The sequence below is a fragment of the Hallella faecis genome (genome assembly GCF_018789675.1).
GTDB lineage: Bacteria > Bacteroidota > Bacteroidia > Bacteroidales > Bacteroidaceae > Prevotella > Prevotella faecis.
The window spans coordinates 1-5,775 of the sequence record NZ_JAHKBE010000089.1 but is presented as its reverse complement, the minus strand read 5'-3'; the positions used below and the strand labels follow the sequence as shown (position 1 = coordinate 5,775).

The 5,775-nt window shown below is 60.8% G+C and carries 4 protein-coding genes; all 4 read left to right on the top strand.

The window, feature by feature from the left end:
* Positions 1 to 268 precede the first annotated feature (268 nt).
* Complete coding sequence (fucI, locus tag KM934_RS12230; RefSeq protein WP_215760882.1) at positions 269 to 2,044, top strand: L-fucose isomerase; 1,776 nt, start codon at positions 269 to 271, stop codon at positions 2,042 to 2,044.
* A 204-nt stretch (positions 2,045 to 2,248) separates the two neighbouring features.
* Positions 2,249 to 2,884, top strand: a complete 636-nt coding sequence (locus KM934_RS12225) for a class II aldolase/adducin family protein (RefSeq protein ID WP_215760881.1) — start codon at positions 2,249 to 2,251, stop codon at positions 2,882 to 2,884.
* Positions 2,885 to 2,910: 26 nt separating this feature from the next.
* Entirely contained in the window at positions 2,911 to 4,308 is a 1,398-nt protein-coding gene (locus KM934_RS12220) for a rhamnulokinase (RefSeq protein ID WP_215760880.1), read from the top strand.
* A 3-nt stretch (positions 4,309 to 4,311) separates the two neighbouring features.
* A complete protein-coding gene (gene fucP, locus KM934_RS12215; RefSeq protein ID WP_215760879.1) occupies positions 4,312 to 5,628 on the top strand; it encodes an L-fucose:H+ symporter permease in 1,317 nt (438 codons plus the stop codon).
* Positions 5,629 to 5,775: the final 147 nt, after the last annotated feature.

Below are 5,775 nucleotides of genomic sequence, written 5' to 3'. Positions count from 1 at the left end.
GCATAATATTCAAGCGGAGCTTGATATTCTGCCTTCGATTTGCGCTAACTTTGCATAAGATAGGCTGCATCTCAGCATAATATTCAAGCGGAGCTTGATATTCTGCCTTCGATTTGCGCTAACTTTGCACTATCCTTCTTTGGCATGTTTCAAAGAGGGGGCTGGCCCTGCTGTTGCGAAAACAGCGAGGCATGGACTAACAAACCTAAACCGCGATTTTACATATCAACCAATACCTAAATAATACCTAATAATAAAGCAACCAACTATGAGCAATTATCCAAAGATTGGAATTCGCCCCACCATCGACGGTCGTCAGGGCGGCGTGCGCGAGAGTCTTGAGGAAAAGACGATGAACCTCGCCAAATCGGTAGCCAAACTGATCAGCGAGAACCTGCGCAACGGCGACGGATCGCCCGTCGAGTGTGTCATATCCGATACCACCATTGGACGCGTTGGCGAGAGCGCCGCCTGTGCCGAGAAGTTCGAGCGCGAGGGCGTGGGCTCCACCATCACCGTTACGTCGTGCTGGTGCTACGGCGCCGAGACGATGGACATGAACCCCCATTGGCCGAAGGCTGTGTGGGGCTTCAACGGCACGGAGCGCCCCGGTGCCGTGTACCTGGCCGCCGTGCTCGCCGCCCACGCACAGAAGGGCCTGCCCGCCTTCGGCATCTACGGCCACGATGTGCAGGACCTCGAAGACGACTCCATCCCCGCCGATGTGGCTGAGAAGATTCTGCGCTTCGCACGCGCAGCGCAGGCCGTGGCCACCATGCGCGGCAAGTCGTACCTCTCGATGGGATCGGCCTGCATGGGCATCGCCGGCAGCATTGTCAACCCCGACTTCTTCCAGGAGTATCTCGGCATGCGCAACGAGAGCGTCGACCTCACGGAGATCATACGCCGCATGACAGAGGGCATCTACGACCCCGAGGAGTTTGAGAAGGCCATGGCATGGACACGCAACCACTGCATGTGCAACGAGGGCGACGACATTGCCAACCGCCAGGGAAAAGCCAAGACACGCGAGCAGAAAGACGCCGACTGGGAGTTTATCGTGAAGATGATGATCATCATGAAGGACCTCATGCACGGCAACCCACGCCTCGAGGAGATAGGGTTCAAGGAGGAGGCCATCGGCCACAACGCCATCGCCGGCGGCTTCCAGGGACAGCGCCAGTGGACCGACTTCTATCCCAATGGCGACTATCCTGAGGCGCTGATGAACACCTCGTTCGACTGGAACGGACCGCGCGAGCCCATCACGCTGGCCACCGAGAACGACGCCGGCAACGGCGTGGCCATGCTCTTCAACCACCTGCTCACAGGGCGCGCCCAGATCTTCTCCGACGTGCGCACCTATTGGAGCCCCGAGGCCGTGAAGCGCGTAACAGGCAAGGAGCTCACCGGACGGGCAGCGGGCGGCATCATCCACCTCATCAACTCGGGCGCCACCACGCTCGACGGATCGGGCGCAGCCACCGACGCCGAGGGCAACCCCGTGATGAAGCACTTCTGGGAGCTCACCGACCAAGACATCGACGCCTGCCTGAAGGCCACCACATGGTATCCCGCCAACCGCGACTATTTCCGTGGCGGCGGATTCTCATCCAACTTCCTCTCGAAGGGCGGCATGCCCGTCACCATGGTGCGCCTGAACCTCGTGAAGGGGCTCGGCCCGGTGCTGCAGCTGGCGGAGGGATGGACCGTGGAGATCGACCCCGAGATCAACGCCATCCTCGACAAGCGCACCGACCCCACATGGCCCACCACATGGTTTGTGCCACGCTTGTGCGGCAAGGCGCCGTTCAAGGATGTCTACTCGGTGATGAACAACTGGGGTGCCAACCACGGCGCCATCTCTTACGGCCACATCGGAGCCGACCTCATCACCCTGTGCTCAATGCTGCGCATACCCGTATGCATGCACAACGTGGAGGACGACCGCATCTTCCGTCCCGCCGCATGGAACGCCTTCGGCATGGACAAGGAGGGAGCCGACTTCCGCGCTTGCCAAAACTACGGTCCCATCTACAAGTAACAACCCTCAGCTACCCTTAACCCCAAGCAGGGTGGACAAGCCGTCCACCGGCTTCGGCCTCCAGGCCCATTGGGGTTAAGCGCCCGCTCCCGTCCTCCGCAAGAGGGGGAGGGGAGAGGGCCTTGTTCCATCAACCCCCAAACAATCAGAACCATCTGCCTTCCGCGCCCCTCACGGCCGGCGAGGCAAACTACCAGAACAACCATGATACAAGATTATCAGATACAGGAGTTTCTGCGCCAGGCCCACCGCGTGGGCGACGCAGGGCTGACGCTTTGCTCAAGTGGCAACATCTCATGGCGCATCGGCGACGAGGCGCTCGTGTCGGGCACAGGCTCGTGGGTTCCCACGCTGCCCAAGGAGAAGGTGTCGATCTGCCGCGTGGCCACGGGCGAGGTGCTCAATGGCGTGAAGCCCTCGATGGAGAGCGGCTTCCACCTGGGCGTGCTGCGCGAACGCCCCGATTGCGACGTGGTGCTCCATTTCCAGTCGAAATATGCCACGGTGGTGTCGTGCATGAGCGCTACACCCAAGGATTTCAACGTAACGGCCGAGGTGCCCTGCCACGTGGGCCGCGAGATTCCCGTCATACCCTATTTCCGTCCGGGATCGCCCGAGCTGGCGGAGGGCGTGAAGGAAGCCCTGAAGAACCACAACTCGGCACTGATGCTCAAGCACGGCCAGGTGGTGTGCGGAAAGACGTTCGACGAGGTGTTTGAGCGCGCCATGTTCTTCGAGATGGCATGCCGCATCATCGTGCTCAGCGGCGGCAAGTATAACACGCTCACACCCGAGGAGATCGACGACCTGGAGACCTACGTGCTGGGAAAGAAGGCGTAAGACGGGGTGTGTAAACCAACTAACAAATGACCTATTTAGCTATCGACTTCGGCGGCGGCTCAGGCCGTGTCGTTGCCGGAACCATCACGACCGAGGGCGGGCGCAAGCAGCTCCACATGCAGCTTGTGCACCGCTTTCAGAACCGACAGGTGAGGCTGGGCGACCATGTGTATTGGGATTTCCCAGCCCTCTTCGAGGACATGAAGGCCGGGCTGCGCAAGGCGGCGCAGATGGGGCTCAAAGTGGCGGGCATCGCCGTCGACACATGGGGTGTCGACTTTGGGCTCATCGACCGCCAGGGCAACCTTGTGGGCAACCCGGTGTGCTACCGCGACGCACGCACGCAGGGCATGGCCGACCACTTCTTCAGCCACACCGACCGCACCGACCACTATGCCGTGAACGGCACCCAGGTGATGGAGATCAACACCCTGTTCCAGCTCCTCAGCATGAAGCGGGCCCAGTCGCCGCAGCTGCAGATAGCCGACCGACTGCTCTTCACCCCCGACCTCTTCTCGTTTTTCCTCACGGGCGAGGCCAACACCGAGTACACCATCGCATCGACGTCGGAGATGCTCAACGCCACCACGCGCACGTGGGACTGGCCGCTCATCGACCGCATCGGACTGCCGCGCCACCTGTTCTGCCCCATCGTCATGCCGGGAACGGTGCGTGGACAACTGCGCGCCGACATCGCCGAGGAGACCGGACTGGGACGGGTGGATGTCATTGCCGTGGGATCGCACGACACCGCCAGTGCCGTGGCTGCCGTGCCGGCCAAGGCCGACGAGTGCCCCGTGGCGTTCATCAGCTCGGGCACATGGTCGTTGCTGGGTGTGGAGCTCGACGCGCCCATCCTCACCGAGGAGGCCCGACGCGCACAGTTCACCAACGAGGGCGGCATAGGCGGCAAGATAACGTTCCTGCAAAACATCACCGGACTGTGGTTCCTGCAACGACTCATGGCCGAATGGGCCGACGAGGGCGACGAGCAGCAATACGAACCCTTGCTCGCTGCCGCCGAGCGCGCTGAGATACAGACCGTCATACCGGTCGACGCGCCCGAGTTTCAGAACCCCAAGTCGATGCAGCAAGCCATACGCGGCTATTGTGAGCGACAGGCGCTCAACGTGCCGCAGACCAAGGCCGACCTCACACGCGTAGTGCTGCAATCGCTCGCTGCCAAATACGCGGAGGCCACGCAGGCGCTCAACGCCATGCTGCCCGAGCCCATCAAGAAGCTCCACATCATTGGTGGAGGCTCACAAAACAAACTTCTCAACCGCCTCACCCAACAGGCGCTCGGCATCCCCGTGGAGGCCGGACCCGTGGAGGCCACCGCCATCGGCAACATCCTCACGCAGGCGCTGGCCAAGGGCGAGGTGGCCGACATCCACGAAATGAGAAGCATCGCAATCGTTTAATCTATGAAACAGTCAATCCTATCGAAAGACGGCGTGAGCTACGTCGTGCCTTTCATCCTCATCACCTCCTGCTTCGCGCTGTGGGGATTTGCCAACGACATCACCAATCCCATGGTGAAGGCGTTCTCGAAGATATTCCGCATGTCGGCCACCGACGGCGCACTGGTGCAGGTGGCCTTCTATGGCGGCTATTTCGCCATGGCGTTTCCTGCCGCCATGTTTATCCGCCGATACAGTTACAAGGCGGGCGTGCTCGTCGGACTGGGGCTCTACGCCCTGGGCGCATTCATGTTCTATCCGGCCAAGATGACGGGCGAATACTATCCGTTCCTCATCGCTTATTTCATCCTGACATGCGGACTGTCGTTCCTCGAGACGTCGAGCAACCCCTATATCCTCTCGATGGGAACGGAGGAAACGGCCACGCGACGGCTCAACCTCGCGCAGTCGTTCAACCCCATGGGATCGCTGCTGGGCATGTATGTGGCCATGAACTTCATACAGGCCAAGCTCAACCCGCTCGACACCGCCTCGCGCGCCGACCTCACGCCTGCCGAGTTTGAGGCCGTGAAGGAGTATGACCTCTCGGTGCTCATCGGCCCCTACCTCGCCATCGGCCTCGTCATCCTGGCCATGTTCGTGCTCATCCTGTTCTGGCGCATGCCGAAGAACGGCGACAAAAACCATAACATCGACTTCGTGCCCACGCTGCGCCGCATCTTCGCCATGCCCCATTACCGCGAGGGCGTCATTGCGCAGTTTTTCTACGTGGGCGTGCAGATCATGTGCTGGACCTTCATCATCCAGTATGGCACACGGGTGCTCATGGCCGACGGCATGGCTGAGCAGGCCGCCGAGGTAGCGTCGCAACAATACAACATCCTGGCGATGATTATCTTCTGCTGCTCGCGCTTCATCTGCACCTTCCTGCTGCGCTACGTCAACACAGGGCGTTTGCTCACGGTGCTGGCCATCGTGGGCGGTTTGCTCGTGGTGGGTGTCATAGGCCTGCAAAACATCTACGGCCTCTATTGCCTTGTGGGTGTAAGCGCTTGCATGTCGCTCATGTTCCCCACCATTTACGGCATAGCCCTCACCGGCTTGGGCGACGACGCCAAGTTTGGAGCCGCCGGTCTCATCATGGCCATCCTCGGTGGTAGCGTGCTGCCCCCGTTCCAGGCCGCCATCATCGACCAGGGGGAACTGTTGGGCATGCCCGCCGTCAACGTGTCGTTCATCTTGCCCTTCGTCTGCTTCGTGGTGATAGCCATCTACGGCCACCGCACCTTCCTGCGCAGCAAAGGCCAACTGGGCGGATAACCCACGCCTGCCCGACGGGGCGCTATGGTAATGAGAGTGTGTCAAAAGTTTAAGCACGCCCCGACGGGGCAGAAGCACATAGCCCAGGGCACCCCGCCCTGGGTAAAAGTTCCCAAACAGCCAAACGCCCTGCAAGGGCAAAAGCGT